This window comes from Agromyces sp. GQ35 (genome assembly GCF_059758475.1).
The window spans coordinates 2,255,383-2,271,157 of record NZ_JCAXEO010000001.1 but is presented as its reverse complement, the minus strand read 5'-3'; the positions used below and the strand labels follow the sequence as shown (position 1 = coordinate 2,271,157).

The following is a 15,775-nucleotide window of genomic DNA, read 5'->3' as shown; positions in this document are numbered from 1 at the left end:
AGGCGGATCATGGAGACTCGGCGCCTGGGAGGATCACCGCGCGGAACGTCCGCACGAGAATGGTGAGGTCACCCGTGATCGACCAGTTCTCGACGTAGTAGAGGTCGAGGCGCACGCTCTCCTCCCACGACAGGGTCGACCGGCCGCCCACCTGCCAGAGGCCGGTCATTCCCGGCTGCACGAACAGCCGCCTGCCGGCAGCCCGATCGTAGAGTTCGACCTCGGCGCTGCGCTGCGGACGCGGTCCGACGAGGCTCATACTCCCGTGCAGCACGTTGAAGAGCTGCGGCAGCTCATCGAGGGAGTACTTGCGGAGCGTCCGGCCGATGGGCGTGATCCTCGGATCGTTCTGCACCTTGAACAGCGGTGTCGTATCGGTGCCGTTCCGAGCCAGGAGATCAGCGAGCTGGGCGTCGGCACCATCGGTCATCGACCGGAACTTCAACATCGTGAACGGGCGGCCCTTGAGGCCCACCCGAACCTGCCGATAGAAGACCGGGCCCGGAGACGTCGCCTTGACGCACACCGCCAGCACCGCCAGCAGCGGCGAGAGCGCCACCACCACGGCGAACGAGATGATGAGGTCGAAGACCCGCTTCGCCACCAGTTTCCGGCCCTCGAACTTCGGGGTCTCCACGTGCATCAGCGGCAGGCCGGCGACGGGCCGCGTGTGGATGCGCGGGCCGCCGATGTCGATCAGGCTCGGCGCCACGACCAAGTGTTCCGCGCCGGGGATCAGGCCCCAGCTGAGCTCGCGGACTCGATCTGGCCCGAGCTCGTCGGCGCTCGTGATCACGACGGTGTCGGCGCCGAAGTCCCGCATCACGGCGAGCGCATGCTCGACCCCGTACTCCACAGGGATACGGGTTCCCGGCAGGTGATCGCCGCCGCTTCCGGGCAGACACGCGCCGGCGACCCGGTAGCCCGCCTCCGGCATCCGCGCGAACTCGCGCGCGATCACGCTGACGGACACTTCGGAACCGACGAGCAGAACCCGAGAGGCGTACTCGCCTCGCCGGCGCATCACGCCGAGCCACTGCCGCCACATCCATCGCGAGAAGACCAGCACGAGAACCCCGAGCGGGAAGGCGATGAGGATGTATCCGCGACCGATGTCGACCTTGAACAGGAACGCCACGATCGCGACCAGTCCGAACAGGCGCACCGCAGCATCGGCGACCGCGCGATACTCCTGCGTTCCGAGCCCGAGCACACGCGGGGATCGAGTATCGAACAGTTCGAGCGCGATCATCCAGGCGACGACGATGACGAACGAGACGATCGTGTAGCTGACGGTGATGTCGCCGCGCGAACCGCTGAATCCCCTCGCGCTCCGGTCGAGACCCACCCAGCCGATCTGGGTGCCGAAGACCACCCACAACAGCACGAGCAGGTCGGTGATCCGCACTCGCGTCGCGAGCTTCGCGGCCCACGCCGACGTCGTCATCGTGGCAGCCGCGTAGAACCGACCCATCACCATGAGCCGCCCCCGCTCCGGTCGAGCACGAGCTGATTCCGGTTCGCTGAATCGCTATGAACCACCGCGACCACCCGACACCGATGGAGGAGCGAGCGCGGCCACGACAACATCGACGGCATCGTCGATGAGTCGGCCGGCCTCGTCGTAGACCGCCTGGGATGCGCGGTACGGGTCGAGGATGTCGTCGTCGTTCGGGTCGGACGGCGGTGGCGCGAGGCCTCGGGATCGGACAGCGGCATCGGCAGCCCGCTGCAGGCGGGATTCGGAGCCGGGGCCGAGAGGAGCTTGCGTGTCGAGAGCGTCATCACTCACGAGGAACCGGAGCACTCTGGCGAACTCTCGGAGCGTATACGCACGTGGGGCGGCGCGCGGCACCAGTTCCGCGACCTCAGCGCGCTGGGCACGGGTGGCGGTGAGTACCAGGTCGGCAGCGAGTACCATCTGCTCAGTCAGTTGACGCGCGAGGTGCTCGCCCGGTTCGGCGCCGTAGCGACGCGAGAGTGCAGCGGCCTCGGGAGTCATCGGCCGGCCCGCCAGCGCCCGCGTGCCGGCACTCGAGATCCGCACGTCGTCGTTGCCCGACTCCGCGAGTCTCGCGGCGAGCAAGTGTTCGGCCAGGGGCGATCGGCACACGTTCCCGGTGCACACGACGAGCACGTTCACGCGCCGCCCACCGTCTCCTCCTTGGGTTCGTAGCCGTAGCCGTAGCCGTAGCCGTAGCCGTACGTGCCGTACCCGTAGCCGTACGCGTCGGGTCCCTTCGTGGGCAGCATGGTCAGCACGATGCCCGACACCTTCGCGTCCACGTTCTCGAGTACCGAGAACGCCCCCTTGACCTGTCCCTTGTGGGCGCGCCCCACGGCCACCACGAGAATGGCTCCGCCCGCGGCCCGGGTCAGCACCGCGGCATCCGTGACCGGCAGCAGTGGCGGCGCATCGAAGAGCACCACGTCGAATGCCGCGTTCAACTCGGCCACCGTGTCGACCATCGCGGAGGAGCCCAGCAGCTCACTCGGATTCGGTGGCACCCGCCCGGACGGCAGCACATACAGCTGGCTGCGCCCCCACGGCTGGATCACGTCGACCAGCTCGGTGCGACCGATGAGCACGTCGGTCAGGCCCACTGCCCCCTCGATCCCCAGGTACGACGAGACCTTCGGCCGGCGCAGGTCGGCATCGACGAGCAGCACCCTCGCACCGGCATCCGACAGTGCGATCGCGAGGTTCGCAGCTGTCGTCGACTTGCCCTCGGACTCGATCGACGACGTGACCACGAAGGAACGCTCGGGCCGTCCGGCATCGAGGAACTGCAGGTTCGTGCGGAGTGCCCGGAACGACTCGGCTCGCGGCGAGTGCGGATCGGCATGCACGATGAGCGGCCGATCCTTCGCCTTCGGGTCGAAGACGATGCCGCCGATCACGGGAACGTTCGTGACGGATTCGATGTCGCGCTGGTTTCTGATGCGCGTGTCGAGGGTCTCGCGCAGGACCGCCGCGCCGACGCCGAGCACCATTCCGATGAGGCCGCCGAGCGCGATGTTCAGCACGATGTTCGGGCTCACGGGCTTCTGGGGCACGGCGGCGTGCTGCACGAGCGTGAGGCTCACGGGCGAAGCGGTCGTCGGTTCACCTGCTGCATCCGTCTCGCCCGTTCCCGTCGTCTCGATCGACTCCACGACCGTCGTGAGGCTCTCGGAGATCGCGGTCGCCACCTCGGCCGCGAGCGCCGGATCCTCATGGATCACCGTGATCTCGATGAGGGTCGTGTCGGGGAGGATCCCCGCCGTCACTTCACGGGCCAACTCGTCACTCGTCAGGTCGAGCTGCAGTTCTGCGATGACGGGCAGCAGCACGATGGGCGTCGTGGCGAGGTCGGCGTACGTCTTCACGCGCTGCTGGGTGAACGCATTTCCCTGTTGCAATTCGCCGATCGTGCCGCCGTTCGACGTCGACACGAACACCTTCGCCGACGAGCTGAACTTCGGCGTCTGCGCAATCGAGAGCGCCACTCCAGCCCCCAGGCCGAGGAACGTGAGCAACACGATCAACACCCAGCTCTGCCGCAATGTACGGATGTAGTCGCGCAATTCCACGTTGTTCAGTCCCCGTTCCCCCGAGCGTGCTGAATCGTGACACGGATACGCTTGGGCCGTGGCACCCTCTCAAGATGCCCCGCCGGGTGGGGGGCTGTCAACAACCGACACTCGCCGATCTGTCGTATTCGACGCGACGGGCCAGCGTTGGGGGCTTTCGGATGCCGCGATCGGCATGCTCCTCGCCACCGCATGCTCGATCGGCTGGACGTGGGTCACCCGCACCGTCGTCGTCGACGAGTGGATGCAGGTGCTCGTCGGGTACCTCGCAGTGTGGCTCCCGCTCGTCGTCGTGCTCAGCGTCGCCGACACCGTGCGGGGCCGCCGTTCACGCTGGGCCGACTTCGGTCTCCGCTTCACCTGGCTCGACCTGCTGTGGGGTGCCGGCGCGGGCCTGCTCGCACGCGGGGTCGTGAGCCTCTTCGAGCTCACCGCAACCGGTCGCACCTCGCTCGACGGAGGGGTGCTCGCATCGCCGACCGGGTTCGCGCTGTGGTTCGGCATGATCCTCGCGCCCGTGCTCCTGGGACCCGTGATCGAGGAGTCGTTCTACCGGGGCCTCGTACTTCGGGCACTCGCACGGCGCACCGGTGGGGGGCGACGCGTTGCGGCATCCGTGGCCGTCATCGTCAGCGCGCTCCTCTTCGCGCTCGCCCACCTCACGGTGAGCGTCGGGCTCTCAGCCACGGCGGCGACCGTGACCTTCACCGGCACCTTCGCGCTCGGCCTCGCCACGGGCGTGCTCGCAGTGACGACCGGGCGTCTCGGCGGGGCCATCGTCGCACATGTCGTGTTCAACGGCCTGCTCGTTGCGGCACTGCTCGCGTTCTGAATCGGCTTCCGCCGGGCCTCACCTGATGACGACCGTCGGCGCCTCGAGGTTCGCGAGCACGCCCTGACTGACGGAGCCGAGCAGGAAGCGAGCGAGGGCGCCTCGCCCGTGACTGCCGACCACGAGCAGCGCGGCACCGGCTGCCGCATCGGAGAGATCGTGCACCGGATCGCCGGCGACGACGATGCGCCTGATCTCGAGCCCCGGATGGTCGACGGCAACCGGCGCAAGGGCGGCGTCGAGGATCTCGGACTCCGCTTGCGCCAGGTCGTCGGTGGCGATCACGGGCGCACCGTAGCCGTACTCTCCGCCGACCATCGCCACGACGTCCCACGAGTGCACGGCGATCAGCGTTTCGTGCAGGCGGTCGGCCTCTTCGGCAGCGAACGCGAGCGCATTGTCGGAGATGTGCGAGCCGTCGACGCCGACGACGACGCCGCTGCGTCCGGCCAGGTCGAGGTCGGGAATCACGGCGACCGGTGCGTGGCTCGCCGCTGCGATGCGCAGGCTGTGCACGCGACGACGGCTGGCTCGCGTACCGCCGTGCCAGTCGCTGCCGACGACGAGCATCGCGACGCCTTCGGAGATGCGCTCGAAGACCTCGACGGGTGATCCACGCTCGAGCGTGGTCACGACCTCGAGCACGGGATCGACGCCGGTCGCAGCGAACGATGCCTCCTCGAGACATGCGTGCGCCCGGTCGTCGGCGGCGCGCAGCAGTTCACCGCCCGAGGCCTCACCGCCCGGGACCCCAGCGCCGAGCCCTTCGGACTCGTCGACGACATGCACGAGCCGAAGCGGGATGCCGCGCGCCGACGCCCGCTCCGCTGCCCACCGGACGGCGCGCATCGTCGCCGAGCCTCCGGTGCTGACACCGACCGCGATCTCGTTCATGACGCACCTCCGCGGGTTCTGCCTCCATTTTCACGCGCGGTACCCGATGACGCCAGCCCTCCGGAGGGAATCGCGAGAGACGATCCCGCGGCACGGCGCCGGTCGCTCAGTGCCGACCGCTCAGCACCCCGCCGCTCTCTTCGAGATAGCAGACGCCGCAGAGCGATTCGTAGGTGACCGCCTCGCCGTCGATCGCGACCTGATCGCCGTCGAAGACGAACTGCCCGTCGATGAGCCGAGCGTTGAAGATGGCCTTGCGACCGCAGCGGCAGATCGTCTTGAGCTCTTCGAGGCTGTGCGCCACTTCGAGCAGACGGCGACTGCCGGGGAAGGCGACGGTTTGGAAGTCGGTGCGGATGCCGTAGGCGAGCACCGGCACGCCGTCGATCAGCGCGATGCGCAGCAGATCGTCGACCTGGTCGGAGTTCAGGAACTGCGCTTCGTCGACGAGCAGGCAGCTCACGTCGCGCCCGTGCTGCTCGACGACCCGATTGCGCAGTGACTGGAACAGGTCGATCACGCTCGTGTCGGGCGCGATGGTGAAATCGACCTCTCGCACGACCCCGAGTCGCGACACGATGTCGCGATCGCCCTTGGTATCGATCGCCGGCTTCGCGAGGAGCACCTGGTGGCCGCGCTCCTCATAGTTGAACGCCGCCTGGAGCAACGCCGTCGATTTGCCGGAGTTCATCGCCCCATAGCGGAAGTACAGCTTCGCCATCTATTCGAGATACCCGTCTTCCGCCGCGCGGCGGATCAGTTCTGACTTGCGGCTCGCCGGACGCCCGGCCTTGGCGTACTTCTCGCGCACTCGCCGCAGGTAGGTCTTCGCCGTCTCGTAGCCGATCTCCATGCGCCGGCCGACCTCGACCGTGCTGAGACCCTGTGCGTAGTACCGAAGCGCCTTCTCTTCGGCGGCGCTCAGCGCCACCGGTTCGGGCCCGGATTCAGTCCCGCCTGCGGAATCGCCGCCATGCGCCCCATCACCCGCCGGATGCCGCTGCAGGCGCTCGCCGCGCATCACTCGTCGTGCGTTGTCGACGAGCTCTTCAGCGGGCATCGTCTTGGAGACGAAGCCCGCCGCACCGGCCACGAGTGATCGCTGCCGCGAATCTTCGTCGTCGATCGCGGTGACGACCAGCACTTTCGCGCCGGCGGCGCGGCACGCCCTGATGCGAGACTCGATCGATACGGTGTCTCCGAGCTGGAGGTCCATCAGCACCAGGTCGACGGGGAATTCGGGGTGGCGCACGAGCTCCATCCAGCTCGTCGCACGCACGACGACGTCGAAATCGGGAGCGAAATCGGTGAACCACCGCGCGAGGCTGTCGACGATGAGTTCGTGGTCGTCGAGCAGCGCCAGCCGATGCCGCGGCGCAGGGGCGACCGGTGCCGGAACCGGCTCAGTCGATGTCATAGCTCAACTCCACAGTGACATTCTCTCGCGTCAGCGCCGAATTTGCTCGTAACGCCACCGCACGCGCCACTGCGACGAACCGATCGAGTTCACGTCGAGTGGGCGGGGCGGCTCCGGTCTCGGTCACGAGCGTGATGGAGCCGCGCTCGCCCTCCTCACCTTCGCTCGTGAAGGTGACCCTGATCAGACGCGACCGCGCGGCGTCGCCGAGCCACGAGATGAGTGCCGTCAGCGCTGCTCGTTGATCGGGACCGAGGTCGGCGGCGGCGCCCGAGGGATCGTCGATGATGGTGTCGATGCCGTGGCCCAGGCGCACGTTGGCGGCGAGGTCGTCGAGCCAGGTCGACTCGATGCCCGCACGAAGCGCTCGCCGGAGCGCCTCAGCGAGTTCGCGGGCACGGTCGGCGTCGGCGACCGAGATGCGATCGGCCGTCATCACGCCGGCGAGGAACGGGAGCACCTCACGCCCGAGCACCGACACCCGGCCCTGCTGCACCGACCGCGCGATGCCGGCGCGGAGTTCGGCATCGCGCTGCAGTGCCGCACGATTGGCCTCCCGTTGCCAGGCGAGCGTCTCGGCGATGATGCCGTACGAGTATCCCGCGGCAGCAGCCGACATCGCCAGTACCGGGGCGGAGTTCACCGCGATGAGCGCGGCGATCGGGGCATCCGACACCGTGTAGGCCGAAGCTCCGACGACCAGGATCGACAGCACGGCCGCCGAGAGCACACCCGCCAGCGCCGAGGAGACCCAGGTGCTGAACGGCGCCAGCGAGAGGATCAGCATGCCGATCACCGCAGGGCCGAAATCATCGTAGAGGTAGCGATTGTTGCCGATCGAGCTGACGTACTCCGCAATCGCGGCACCGACCGAGAGCGTGACGACGAGCCAGAGACGTTCGGCCGCGAATGGGGCGCGCGCGGGTGTGGCCGACACCGCGGCCACGACGCCCGCCGCGGCGACGAGCAGTATCGCCAGCACGGCCGCCACCGGCGACCCGACCTCGCCCCAGTGCGACCAGGTCATGACGACCGCCAAGGCGAAGGCCAGAGCGGCGCCGATCGTCACGATGGGCGACGCGGTGATCGCCCCGATCGGGTCGGCCTCCTGCTGGGTCAGCCGCATGCGCCCGCTCATTCGCCGCCCTCGGGCACCGTCAGCACGATGGTCGTGCCGATGCCCTTCGTCGACCATAGGCGCACCGTGCCCTGCTCCTGCTCGATGCGGGCGCGGATGGAGGTGCGCAGGCCGATGCGGTCGGGCGGAACTTCACTCTCGTCGAACCCGACGCCGCTGTCCATCACGGCGACCGTGACTTCGCCACCGCCCAGTCCGACCGCGAGCTCGGCCTCATCGACGCCGGCGTGTCGGGCGACGTTGATGAGGCACTGGGCGACCGCAGCGTCGAGCGCAGCGGCACGATCGGGACCGAGAGTGGCCAGCACGGCGAAATCACCGGTCACACGCACTTCGAGACCGGCGTTCGCTGCCGCCGAGAACGCGTGTTCGAGCGAGGGCGTGGGCGACTGCGCGGCGTCGTCGATCGGAGCAGTCGAGTCGGCAGCCGACTCATGGGCGTCGCGCTGCCGACCGCGCCGGCCTGCGGACTGACGCGGGCCGCGCGCCGTGTCGGTGTTCGATCTCGGCACGGCGTCGGTGGAACCCGGCGCGTGATCGGTCGCCCAGTCGCGGCCCACGATGAGCCCCAGGTCTTGGCGGATGCCGAGGCGCAGGCGTTCATCGACCGGCCCCGAACCGGCGGCGGCGATCGCCACGAGGTGACTGAGCGCGGTGTCGTGCAGCCGCGCCGTGGCGCGCAGTTCGTAGTCGTGGCGGATCGCGAGCTCACGGGTCTGCTGGCTCGCCCGGTGCAGGCCGGTCTCACGCCGCATGTCGGGGCGGCGACTGACGCCGTCGAAGACGCGGACCAGGATCACCACGCCGAATGCGAGCGCGGTCGCCGTATTCGGGGCGTACGCGCCGCCGACGAGTGCGACTCCGAGGAACATGGCGGCCTCGCCCAGGCCGTAGCCGAGGGCCGCCCAGGTGACCGCGATGGCAGATCCACTGCCGGCGCCGCCGACGAGGATCAATGCGATGCGCGGCAGGGCGAGCACCGAGTTGTTCGTCGTCGTGAAGATGCCGCTCGGATCCATGACGACCACGGTGAGTGCGAAGACGATGCCCGTTCCGACGACGAGGTAGATCACGGTCAGCGTGACCGTGGGGTACCGCGCCACGAATGCGAGCAGCACGATCATGACGACCGCGAGCGCGATGCCGATCCATGCCCCGGAATCGCCGCCGACAGTCGCCATGACGACGCCGAGGACGAGCGCGATGCCGAGGCAGGCGAACGCAGCGCAGTGGCCGGCGTTGGCGAGCGCTCGGCTCAGCGATTCCCGCGCGAGGTGGCCCGGCAACCCCAGGGTCATCGTCGTCCTCCGCTCGTGCCGCGCGCGAACCGAGGTTCGGGCTTCCTGCGGATTATCCCAGTTTCGGGCCCCGCGGCGTGGAGGACTCGATCAGAACAGGGCCGATGGGTCGGATGGGCGACCGAACGCGTCGGGCAGTTCAGTGCCGGCGAGGAGCGCGGGCGACCGCCCCGGCTGCCGTCGCCCGGTGGCGGGGCCGTGCGCGAGCGCTGAGGAACGGACTCCCCCGGTGACCGGGTCTTCGCGCCCGCGTTCGAGACCGTGCGCCCTGATCAACGGGCGAATACGCTCGCCGAGCCACCGGCGGTACGCTTTCGGCGCGTAGGCGTTGTTACCGTAGTACATCGAGGCATACTTCGGCACCAATTCGGGGTGAGCCTGCTCGAGCCACTGCATGAACCAGGGCTTCACGCCGCCCCGAAGGTGCAGCGCCGTGTAGAGCACGCTCGTCGCCCCCGCCGCCTTCACACTGCGCAATGCTGCATCGAGGTGGGCCTTCGAATCGGTCAGGTACGGCAAGATCGGCATCAGGAACACGGAGCAGTCGAGCCCGGCGTTGCGCACGGCGGTGACCGTCGCAAGGCGGGCTGCGGTGCTCGGAGTGCCGGGCTCGACCGACTGCTGCAGCTCGTGGTCGTAGATCGCGATCGACATCGCCAGGTCGACCGGCACCAGCTTCGCGGCATCGGCGAGGAGCGGCAGGTCGCGTCGCAACAGGGTGCCCTTGGTGAGGATGCTGAACGGCGTGCCGCTCTCGGCGAGCGCCTCGATGATGCCCGGCATGAGCGCGTATCGCCCCTCGGCGCGCTGGTAGGGGTCGGTGTTGGTGCCGAGCGCCACCGGCTCGTGCCGCCACGACGGCTTCGCGAGCTCGGGCCGCAGCACGTCGGCCACGTTGATCTTCACGATGATCTGCCGGTCGAAATCGTCACCCGCGTCGAGATCGAGATAGGTGTGCGTCGGGCGAGCGAAGCAATAGGTGCAGGCGTGCGTGCACCCTCGATAGGGGTTGATGGTCCACCCGAACGGCATCGCCGACTGGCCCGGAACGCGATTGAGCGCGGACTTCGCGAGCACCTCGTGGAACGTCACACCCGCGAAGTCGGGTGTCTGCACCGAACGCACGAGGTTGTTGAGCCGCGCGAGCCCGGGCAGGGCGCCGAGCTGATCGACCCCCAGCTCCTGCCCGCTCCACCGCATACCGACATTCGAACACATGTTCGATTCGGAAGCAAGCGGATGCCCCGGCGCAGCGTGCGCACCGGGGCATCCGTTCGTTCCGACTCATGCCCGGCTCACCGCACCGCCGCCTCGCGCACCGCCCGCCCGGCGACGAGTTCGAGGGTCCGTCCCGTCCATCGACGCCGCAACCACCGATCGTGACTCGCGATGACGACGGCGCCCGGGTAGGAGCCCAGGGCCGCCTCGAGATCGGTGGCGAGGGCGAGCGAGAGATGGTTCGTCGGTTCGTCGAGCAGGAACACGTGCGGCGGCCTGGCGATCACGAGCGCGAGCGCGAGCCGTCGCTGCTGCCCCACCGAGAGCGACCCGATCGGCCGCGACTCGTCGCGGGGCGCGATGAGCCCGAGACCGGCGAGCGGCACCTGCTCGGCACGCCGCTCGCCGAGCACCCGCTCGTAGAGGCGGCGCGGCGAGGCATCCGCATCCGTGAAGCGAACATCCTGCTCGAGCAGTTGCACCCGAAGCCCTCTGTGTCGCTGCACGGTGCCGCGATCGACGCGCTGCGTGCCGGCGAGCACGTTCAGCAGCGTCGACTTGCCGGCACCGTTGGCTCCGGTCACGAGCAACGTCGTGAGCGGCTCGACCTGCAAAGCGTCGAGCGCGAGCCGGCCGTCGACCGCGACATCGGTCATCTGCACCAGCAGGCCGGCCGTCGCCTCGAGCGCGTGCGAGCCCGACGGGATGCCGGCGAACTCCAGCCGCGCCGGCGGCTTCCGCACCTGCTCGCGCTCGAGCGTGGCGAGCCGGAGCTCGGCATTGCGCACCCGTCGCGAGACCGCTTGGTCGACGTTCTCGCCCTTGAAGTGCCGGATGAACTTGTCGTTGTCGGTCGCCGCCCGGCCATGGGCGACGCGACGCGACGCGCCCGCGATGCCGCTGCGTAGCCGCCGCAGCTCGACCTGCTCGTCCTCGTACTGGCGAAGCCAGCGCGCCTCCTCCTCGGCCTTCACGGCGAGGAACTCCGAGAAGCTCCCGCCGAAGACCGTACCGCCGGACGCCGCGAGCGACGCCTCCCGCGACGCCCCGCCGCGATCCGACGGGGTGCCGCGCCCGGCCAGCGCGATTGCACCCGCGCGCCCCGGGTCGAGGTCGAGCAGCCCGGTCGCCACGCGATCGAGGAACTCGCGGTCATGGCTCGCGAAGATCACCGGGCCGCGCCAGGCGCGGAGTCGATCCTCGAGAAACGCCGCCGCCGAGTCGTCGAGGTGGTTCGTGGGTTCGTCGAGCAGCAACGCGTCGGGCGCGCGCAGCAGCAGCGCGGCCAGTGCGAACCGCGAACGCTGACCGCCCGAGAGCTCGGCGATGCCGCGGTCGAGCCCGATCGAGCCGACGCCGAGGCCGTCGAGGAGTTCGTCACGACGCGCGTGGGCGCTCCAGACGTCGGCGCGTTCGGCGGCGTCGAGCGCGGCCGAGTAGCGAGCAGCAGCGGCGGCATCCTCATCCGCTGACGTCGCATCTCCGAGCGCCACCGCGGCATCATCGAGTTCGCGCTCGATGACCCGCACCTCGGCGAGTGCGGCTTCGAGCACCCCGCCGATGCGCTCCTGCGGGGCGAAGGGCAGCTCCTGCCAGAGCAGGCCGGTGCGGTGCGGTCGTGCGACCCTGCCCGAGGTGATGGCGTTCGAGTCGACGGATGCCGCGGCATCCGCTCGCTCGAATTCCCCGGCGACGAGTCGAAGCAGCGTCGACTTGCCTGCGCCGTTCTCGCCGATCAGTCCGAGCCGTTGGCCCGGCGCGACGGTGAAGCCGAGGTCGGTGAACACGCGTCGGTCGGGAAATGAGACCGAGATCCCGTCGACGCGGAGATGGATGGAGTTGGTGACGGAGACAGCCATACGGCACGCCCTTTGCGCGAATGCCCCCGGGCGGTCGACGGATGCCGCGGCGCGCGTCCGTTCGAACGATGCACCGAACTGGCGGAACGCGGCGCACGCGGCGCCGACGACCGCCCGGGAGCGGAGAGAAGTCCCGCCGGGCATTGCCGTCGATGGGTGCGCGCAGATGCCGTCGCGATCGACACGGTGTGATCAGAACCGTGTGCACACCCCAAAGTCAACGGCGCCTCAGGCGCGGGACGATGGTGTGTACTCACTTCATAGCGAAGACGACGGTACCAGAGCTCGCCGCGAAAGCAAACCCTTTCCGTAGTCGCGGCTGGTCGCGACGAGCCGTCAGCTTCGGCACCGGGTCAGGCCGTGAGGTCGAGCACCTTCGCGGTCTCGGCGAGCGTCGCCGCCGCGCGGTCGGGGTCGCCCGTGAGCTTCGTGCCGTAGCTCGGGATCATCTCGCGCAGCTTCGGCTCCCAGCCGGCCATGCGGTCGGGGAAGCAGCGTCCGAGGATGTCGAGCATGATCGGTGCGGCGGTCGAGGCACCGGGTGACGCACCGAGCAGGCCGGCGATCGTTCCGTCGGCGCCGGTGATGACCTCGGTGCCGAACTGCAACACGCCGCCCTTCTCGGGATCTTTCTTCATGACCTGCACGCGCTGGCCGGCAGTGATGAGCTCCCAGTCCTCGTGCTTGGCGGTCGGCATGAACTCTCGCAACGCTGCGAGCTTCTTGTCGCGGCTGGCGAGCAGCTCGCCGACGAGGTACTTCACGAGATCGAAGTTCTTGAACGCGACCTGCAGCATGGGGCCGATGTTGTGCAGGCGCACCGAGAACGGCAGGTCGAACCAGGTCGAGGTCTTCAGGAACTTCGGCGTGAACCCCGCGTACGGGCCGAAGAGCAGCGCGCTCTCGCCGTCGACGACGCGGGTGTCGAGGTGCGGGACCGACATGGGCGGTGCCCCGACCGAGGCCTTGCCGTAGACCTTCGCCTGATGCTGGGCGACGAGCTTGGGGTTGGTCGTGCGGAAGAACTGGCCCGAGATCGGGAAGCCCCCGAAGCCCTTGATCTCGGGGATGCCGGAGTGCTGGAGCAGCGCGAGCGCGCCGCCGCCGGCTCCGACGAACACGAACCTCGCGTTGACCGTCTTCGGGGTGTTGCCGACGAGGTGGCGCAGGCGCAGCTTCCAGGTGCCGTCGCTCTGCCGCTTCAGTCGGGTGACCTGGTGGTTGGTCGCGATCTGCGCGCCGCGCTGCTCGATGTCGCGCAGCAGCAGCTTGGTGAGCGCGCCGAAGTCGACGTCGGTGCCCGACACGATGCGCGTCGCGGCCACGCGGGCCTTGGGGTTGCGCTTCTTGGCGAGGAGCGGGGTCCACTCGGCGATGCGTTCGAGGTCTTCGGTGTACTCCATGTCGGGGAAGAGCGGCTGCTCGCGCAGCGCTGCGACCCGCTTCTTCAGGTACTCGATGTTGGCCTTGCCCTTGACGAAGGTCATGTGCGGCGTCGAGTTGATGAAGTTGTGCGGCTCGGGCAGCGCGCCCTGCTGCACGAGGTACGACCAGTACTGGCGGCTGATCTGGAACTGCTCGTTGATCGCGACGGCCTTGTCGGCGCTGACGGTGCCGTCGGCGTTCTCGGGCATGTAGTTGAGCTCGCAGAGAGCGGCATGGCCGGTGCCCGCGTTGTTCCACGCGTTCGACGACTCCTGCGCGACCTCGCCGAGCCGCTCGTAGACGCGGATCGTCCAGTCGGGCTGGAGTTGCGAGAGCAGGGAGCCGAGCGTGGCACTCATGATGCCGCCACCGATCAGCACGACGTCGACGGTTTCCTCTGAAGTCACGGATTCCAGTGTAGATGCCGCCGGAGGTGTGCCCGACCGGCGAGGATCACGCGCTGATCACGCGCTACCGAGCACCGGCAGCCCCCGCTCGTCGAGCGGCCACGAGGGATTGTGCGCCAGCTCCCAGAGGTTGCCGTCGGGGTCGGCGACGTACCCGCTGTAGCCGCCCCACTCGGTGTCGGCGGCCGGCTTCGTGATGGACCCGCCCGCGAGCACCCAGTCGCCGACGGCATCGTCGACCTCCGCTTTCGATGCGAGGTTGATCGCGAGCGCCACCGCGCGGAAGCCGGGCGCGTGTGCGTGCATCGTCGGCAACGCGGCATCCTTCGCGAGCTCTGCGGTCTCCCACAGGGCGAGCACCCCGCCGGGTGTCGCGAAGAACGAGACCTCGCCGGCGACCGACGACGCCGCCTCGTGCCACCCGAGCCTTCGGTAGAACGCCGTCGCGACCTCGACGTCGGCGACGCCGAGCGTGATGAGCGAGTACCGCTGCGGAATGGCCATGCGTTCGACGCTACGCCTCCCAGCTCCGCCCGTCACCCTCTTCTCGTGCGGCGCGGCGCGGCGGGGAGAGGTCAGAGCGCGGCGATGCCGCCGGCGATCAGGCCGACGCCGGCGGAGATGAGCCCGCCGGTGAGCGAGGCGACGCCGATCCAGAGCAGCACGATGAGCCGGTTCGGCTTCTCGGGATCGCGGCCGAGCACCGAGAGGAAGAAGCCCGCCGGCATGAGGATCGCGGCGAGCGGCACGCCCACCCGGGCGAGCCACAGCCAGAAGCCGTCGAGGGCTGCGTGGGAGGTCACCGCGAGAATCGCGACGGAGAGCACGAGCAGCACGGCCGCGTGCGCGTGGCCGGCCCGGAAGAAGCTCACCTGCAGCGCGTTCGCGGGCACCTTGCCGCGCACCACACGGGTGAGGAAGTACCCGCCGCTCTCGACGGTCACGAGGGCGAGCAGGAGGGTGCCGATGAGGATGAGGTCTTCTGCGGACGGCATGGCCGATCCTTCCGTCGATGAGGTCATGATTAGATAGTGAGACTCTCCAATATTAGAGAGTTGCACTATCCAACGCAAGGAGCCCGATGCGCATCTCCGCTCTCGCCGCCGAATCCGGCCTGCCGGTCGCGACCGTCAAGTTCTACTTGCGCGAGGGCCTGCTGCAGCCGGGCACCGCCACGTCGGCCACGCAGGCGAGCTACGACGAGCGCCACGTGAAGCGGCTGCGGCTCGTACGAGCTCTTACCGGTCCCGTCGGACTCAGCGTGCAGCAGACGCGCGTCGTGCTGCAGCTCGTCGACGAACCCGGCGAAGACCTGTATGCCACACTCGGGCGCGCCGTCGGCGCCCTGCCCCCGCTCGGAGCCGATCCGGGCGACGCATCCGACCCGTTCCCCCGCGCGAGAGCCGCGCTCGAGGCACTCGGCCAGGTCTACGACCCCGAGTTCGCGGCGGTCGCACAGCTCGAACGCGCCCTCGCCGCGGCCGACGCCGCGGGCATGCCGATCTCGCCGGAACGACTCGCCCAGTACGGACGCACGGTCGCCGAGCTCGCCGCCTACGACCTCGAGCGGATGCCGGCGGAGCCGCACTCGGCCGTCGAGTACACCGTGCTCGGCACCGCGCTCTACGAGCCGGTGCTGCTCGCGCTTCGCCGGCTCGCGCATCAGGATGCCGCGGTGCGCCGCCTTCGCCGCACCGACTGACGCGCGACGGTC

General features: G+C 69.2%; 15 protein-coding genes. 2 read left to right on the top strand and 13 right to left on the bottom strand.

The genetic code is table 11. The features are described 5' to 3' along the window. Positions 1–7: 7 nt before the first annotated feature. From AC6CH0_RS10485 to AC6CH0_RS10475, 3 genes are all read right to left on the bottom strand, one after another. Entirely contained in the window at positions 8–1,447 is a 1,440-nt protein-coding gene (locus tag AC6CH0_RS10485) for a sugar transferase (RefSeq protein ID WP_498100441.1), read from the bottom strand. Positions 1,448–1,531: 84 nt separating this feature from the next. Beyond that, the gene (locus AC6CH0_RS10480; protein WP_498100439.1) at positions 1,532–2,143 is read right to left on the bottom strand and encodes an arsenate reductase/protein-tyrosine-phosphatase family protein; all 612 of its coding nucleotides are present in this window, start codon (positions 2,141–2,143) and stop codon (positions 1,532–1,534) included. Next, positions 2,140–3,573: a tyrosine-protein kinase domain-containing protein gene (locus tag AC6CH0_RS10475; RefSeq protein WP_498100437.1), complete on the bottom strand. Its 1,434-nt coding sequence runs from the start codon at positions 3,571–3,573 to the stop codon at positions 2,140–2,142. Before AC6CH0_RS10475 ends, AC6CH0_RS10480 begins: the two co-directional genes overlap by 4 nt. Positions 3,574–3,748: 175 nt before the next feature. On the opposite strand from AC6CH0_RS10475, the gene AC6CH0_RS10470 reads away from it, so the two are divergent. Continuing rightward, entirely contained in the window at positions 3,749–4,405 is a 657-nt protein-coding gene (locus AC6CH0_RS10470) for a CPBP family intramembrane glutamic endopeptidase (protein WP_498100435.1), read from the top strand. Between the two features lie 18 nt (positions 4,406–4,423). On the opposite strand, the gene AC6CH0_RS10465 is transcribed toward AC6CH0_RS10470, so the two are convergent. From AC6CH0_RS10465 to AC6CH0_RS10420, 10 genes are all read right to left on the bottom strand, one after another. Then, on the bottom strand, positions 4,424–5,299 hold the full coding sequence (locus AC6CH0_RS10465; protein WP_498100433.1) for a universal stress protein: 876 nt from the start codon (positions 5,297–5,299) through the stop codon (positions 4,424–4,426). A gap of 106 nt (positions 5,300–5,405) precedes the next feature. After that, on the bottom strand, positions 5,406–6,020 hold the full coding sequence (locus AC6CH0_RS10460; protein WP_498100431.1) for a thymidine kinase: 615 nt from the start codon (positions 6,018–6,020) through the stop codon (positions 5,406–5,408). Next, on the bottom strand, positions 6,021–6,716 hold the full coding sequence (locus AC6CH0_RS10455) for a response regulator transcription factor (protein ID WP_498100429.1): 696 nt from the start codon (positions 6,714–6,716) through the stop codon (positions 6,021–6,023). Continuing rightward, on the bottom strand, positions 6,703–7,842 hold the full coding sequence (locus AC6CH0_RS10450; RefSeq protein ID WP_498100427.1) for a hypothetical protein: 1,140 nt from the start codon (positions 7,840–7,842) through the stop codon (positions 6,703–6,705). Before AC6CH0_RS10450 ends, AC6CH0_RS10455 begins: the two co-directional genes overlap by 14 nt. Before the next feature lie 8 nt (positions 7,843–7,850). Continuing rightward, positions 7,851–9,152 carry a sensor histidine kinase gene (locus AC6CH0_RS10445; protein ID WP_498100425.1) on the bottom strand — a complete coding sequence of 434 codons (1,302 nt, stop codon included), beginning with the start codon at positions 9,150–9,152 and terminating at the stop codon, positions 7,851–7,853. A gap of 90 nt (positions 9,153–9,242) precedes the next feature. Next, the gene (locus AC6CH0_RS10440) at positions 9,243–10,352 is read right to left on the bottom strand and encodes an Rv2578c family radical SAM protein (RefSeq protein WP_498100423.1); all 1,110 of its coding nucleotides are present in this window, start codon (positions 10,350–10,352) and stop codon (positions 9,243–9,245) included. 95 nt (positions 10,353–10,447) lie between these two features. Then, on the bottom strand, positions 10,448–12,229 hold the full coding sequence (locus tag AC6CH0_RS10435) for an ABC-F family ATP-binding cassette domain-containing protein (RefSeq protein WP_498100421.1): 1,782 nt from the start codon (positions 12,227–12,229) through the stop codon (positions 10,448–10,450). 353 nt (positions 12,230–12,582) lie between these two features. Further along, positions 12,583–14,061: a malate:quinone oxidoreductase gene (locus AC6CH0_RS10430; protein ID WP_498100419.1), complete on the bottom strand. Its 1,479-nt coding sequence runs from the start codon at positions 14,059–14,061 to the stop codon at positions 12,583–12,585. Between the two features lie 57 nt (positions 14,062–14,118). Beyond that, positions 14,119–14,565 carry a VOC family protein gene (locus tag AC6CH0_RS10425; RefSeq protein ID WP_498100417.1) on the bottom strand — a complete coding sequence of 149 codons (447 nt, stop codon included), beginning with the start codon at positions 14,563–14,565 and terminating at the stop codon, positions 14,119–14,121. A gap of 71 nt (positions 14,566–14,636) precedes the next feature. Further along, positions 14,637–15,056 (bottom strand): hypothetical protein, encoded by a 420-nt coding sequence (locus AC6CH0_RS10420; protein WP_498100415.1) that lies wholly within the window; start codon positions 15,054–15,056, stop codon positions 14,637–14,639. An 86-nt stretch (positions 15,057–15,142) separates the two neighbouring features. On the opposite strand from AC6CH0_RS10420, the gene AC6CH0_RS10415 reads away from it, so the two are divergent. Then, positions 15,143–15,763: a MerR family transcriptional regulator gene (locus AC6CH0_RS10415; RefSeq protein WP_498100413.1), complete on the top strand. Its 621-nt coding sequence runs from the start codon at positions 15,143–15,145 to the stop codon at positions 15,761–15,763. Positions 15,764–15,775 lie beyond the last annotated feature (12 nt).

Coding starts and splice junctions, on each gene's coding strand:
- AC6CH0_RS10485 (WP_498100441.1), bottom strand. CDS start 1,447: ATGACGACGTCGGCGTGGGCCGCGAAGCTCGCGACGCGAGTGCGGATC.
- AC6CH0_RS10470 (WP_498100435.1), top strand. CDS start 3,749: ATGCTCCTCGCCACCGCATGCTCGATCGGCTGGACGTGGGTCACCCGC.
- AC6CH0_RS10465 (WP_498100433.1), bottom strand. CDS start 5,299: ATGAACGAGATCGCGGTCGGTGTCAGCACCGGAGGCTCGGCGACGATG.
- AC6CH0_RS10460 (WP_498100431.1), bottom strand. CDS start 6,020: ATGGCGAAGCTGTACTTCCGCTATGGGGCGATGAACTCCGGCAAATCG.
- AC6CH0_RS10455 (WP_498100429.1), bottom strand. CDS start 6,716: ATGACATCGACTGAGCCGGTTCCGGCACCGGTCGCCCCTGCGCCGCGG.
- AC6CH0_RS10450 (WP_498100427.1), bottom strand. CDS start 7,842: ATGCGGCTGACCCAGCAGGAGGCCGACCCGATCGGGGCGATCACCGCG.
- AC6CH0_RS10445 (WP_498100425.1), bottom strand. CDS start 9,152: ATGACCCTGGGGTTGCCGGGCCACCTCGCGCGGGAATCGCTGAGCCGA.
- AC6CH0_RS10440 (WP_498100423.1), bottom strand. CDS start 10,352: ATGCGGTGGAGCGGGCAGGAGCTGGGGGTCGATCAGCTCGGCGCCCTG.
- AC6CH0_RS10435 (WP_498100421.1), bottom strand. CDS start 12,229: ATGGCTGTCTCCGTCACCAACTCCATCCATCTCCGCGTCGACGGGATC.
- AC6CH0_RS10425 (WP_498100417.1), bottom strand. CDS start 14,565: ATGGCCATTCCGCAGCGGTACTCGCTCATCACGCTCGGCGTCGCCGAC.
- AC6CH0_RS10420 (WP_498100415.1), bottom strand. CDS start 15,056: ATGCCGTCCGCAGAAGACCTCATCCTCATCGGCACCCTCCTGCTCGCC.
- AC6CH0_RS10415 (WP_498100413.1), top strand. CDS start 15,143: ATGCGCATCTCCGCTCTCGCCGCCGAATCCGGCCTGCCGGTCGCGACC.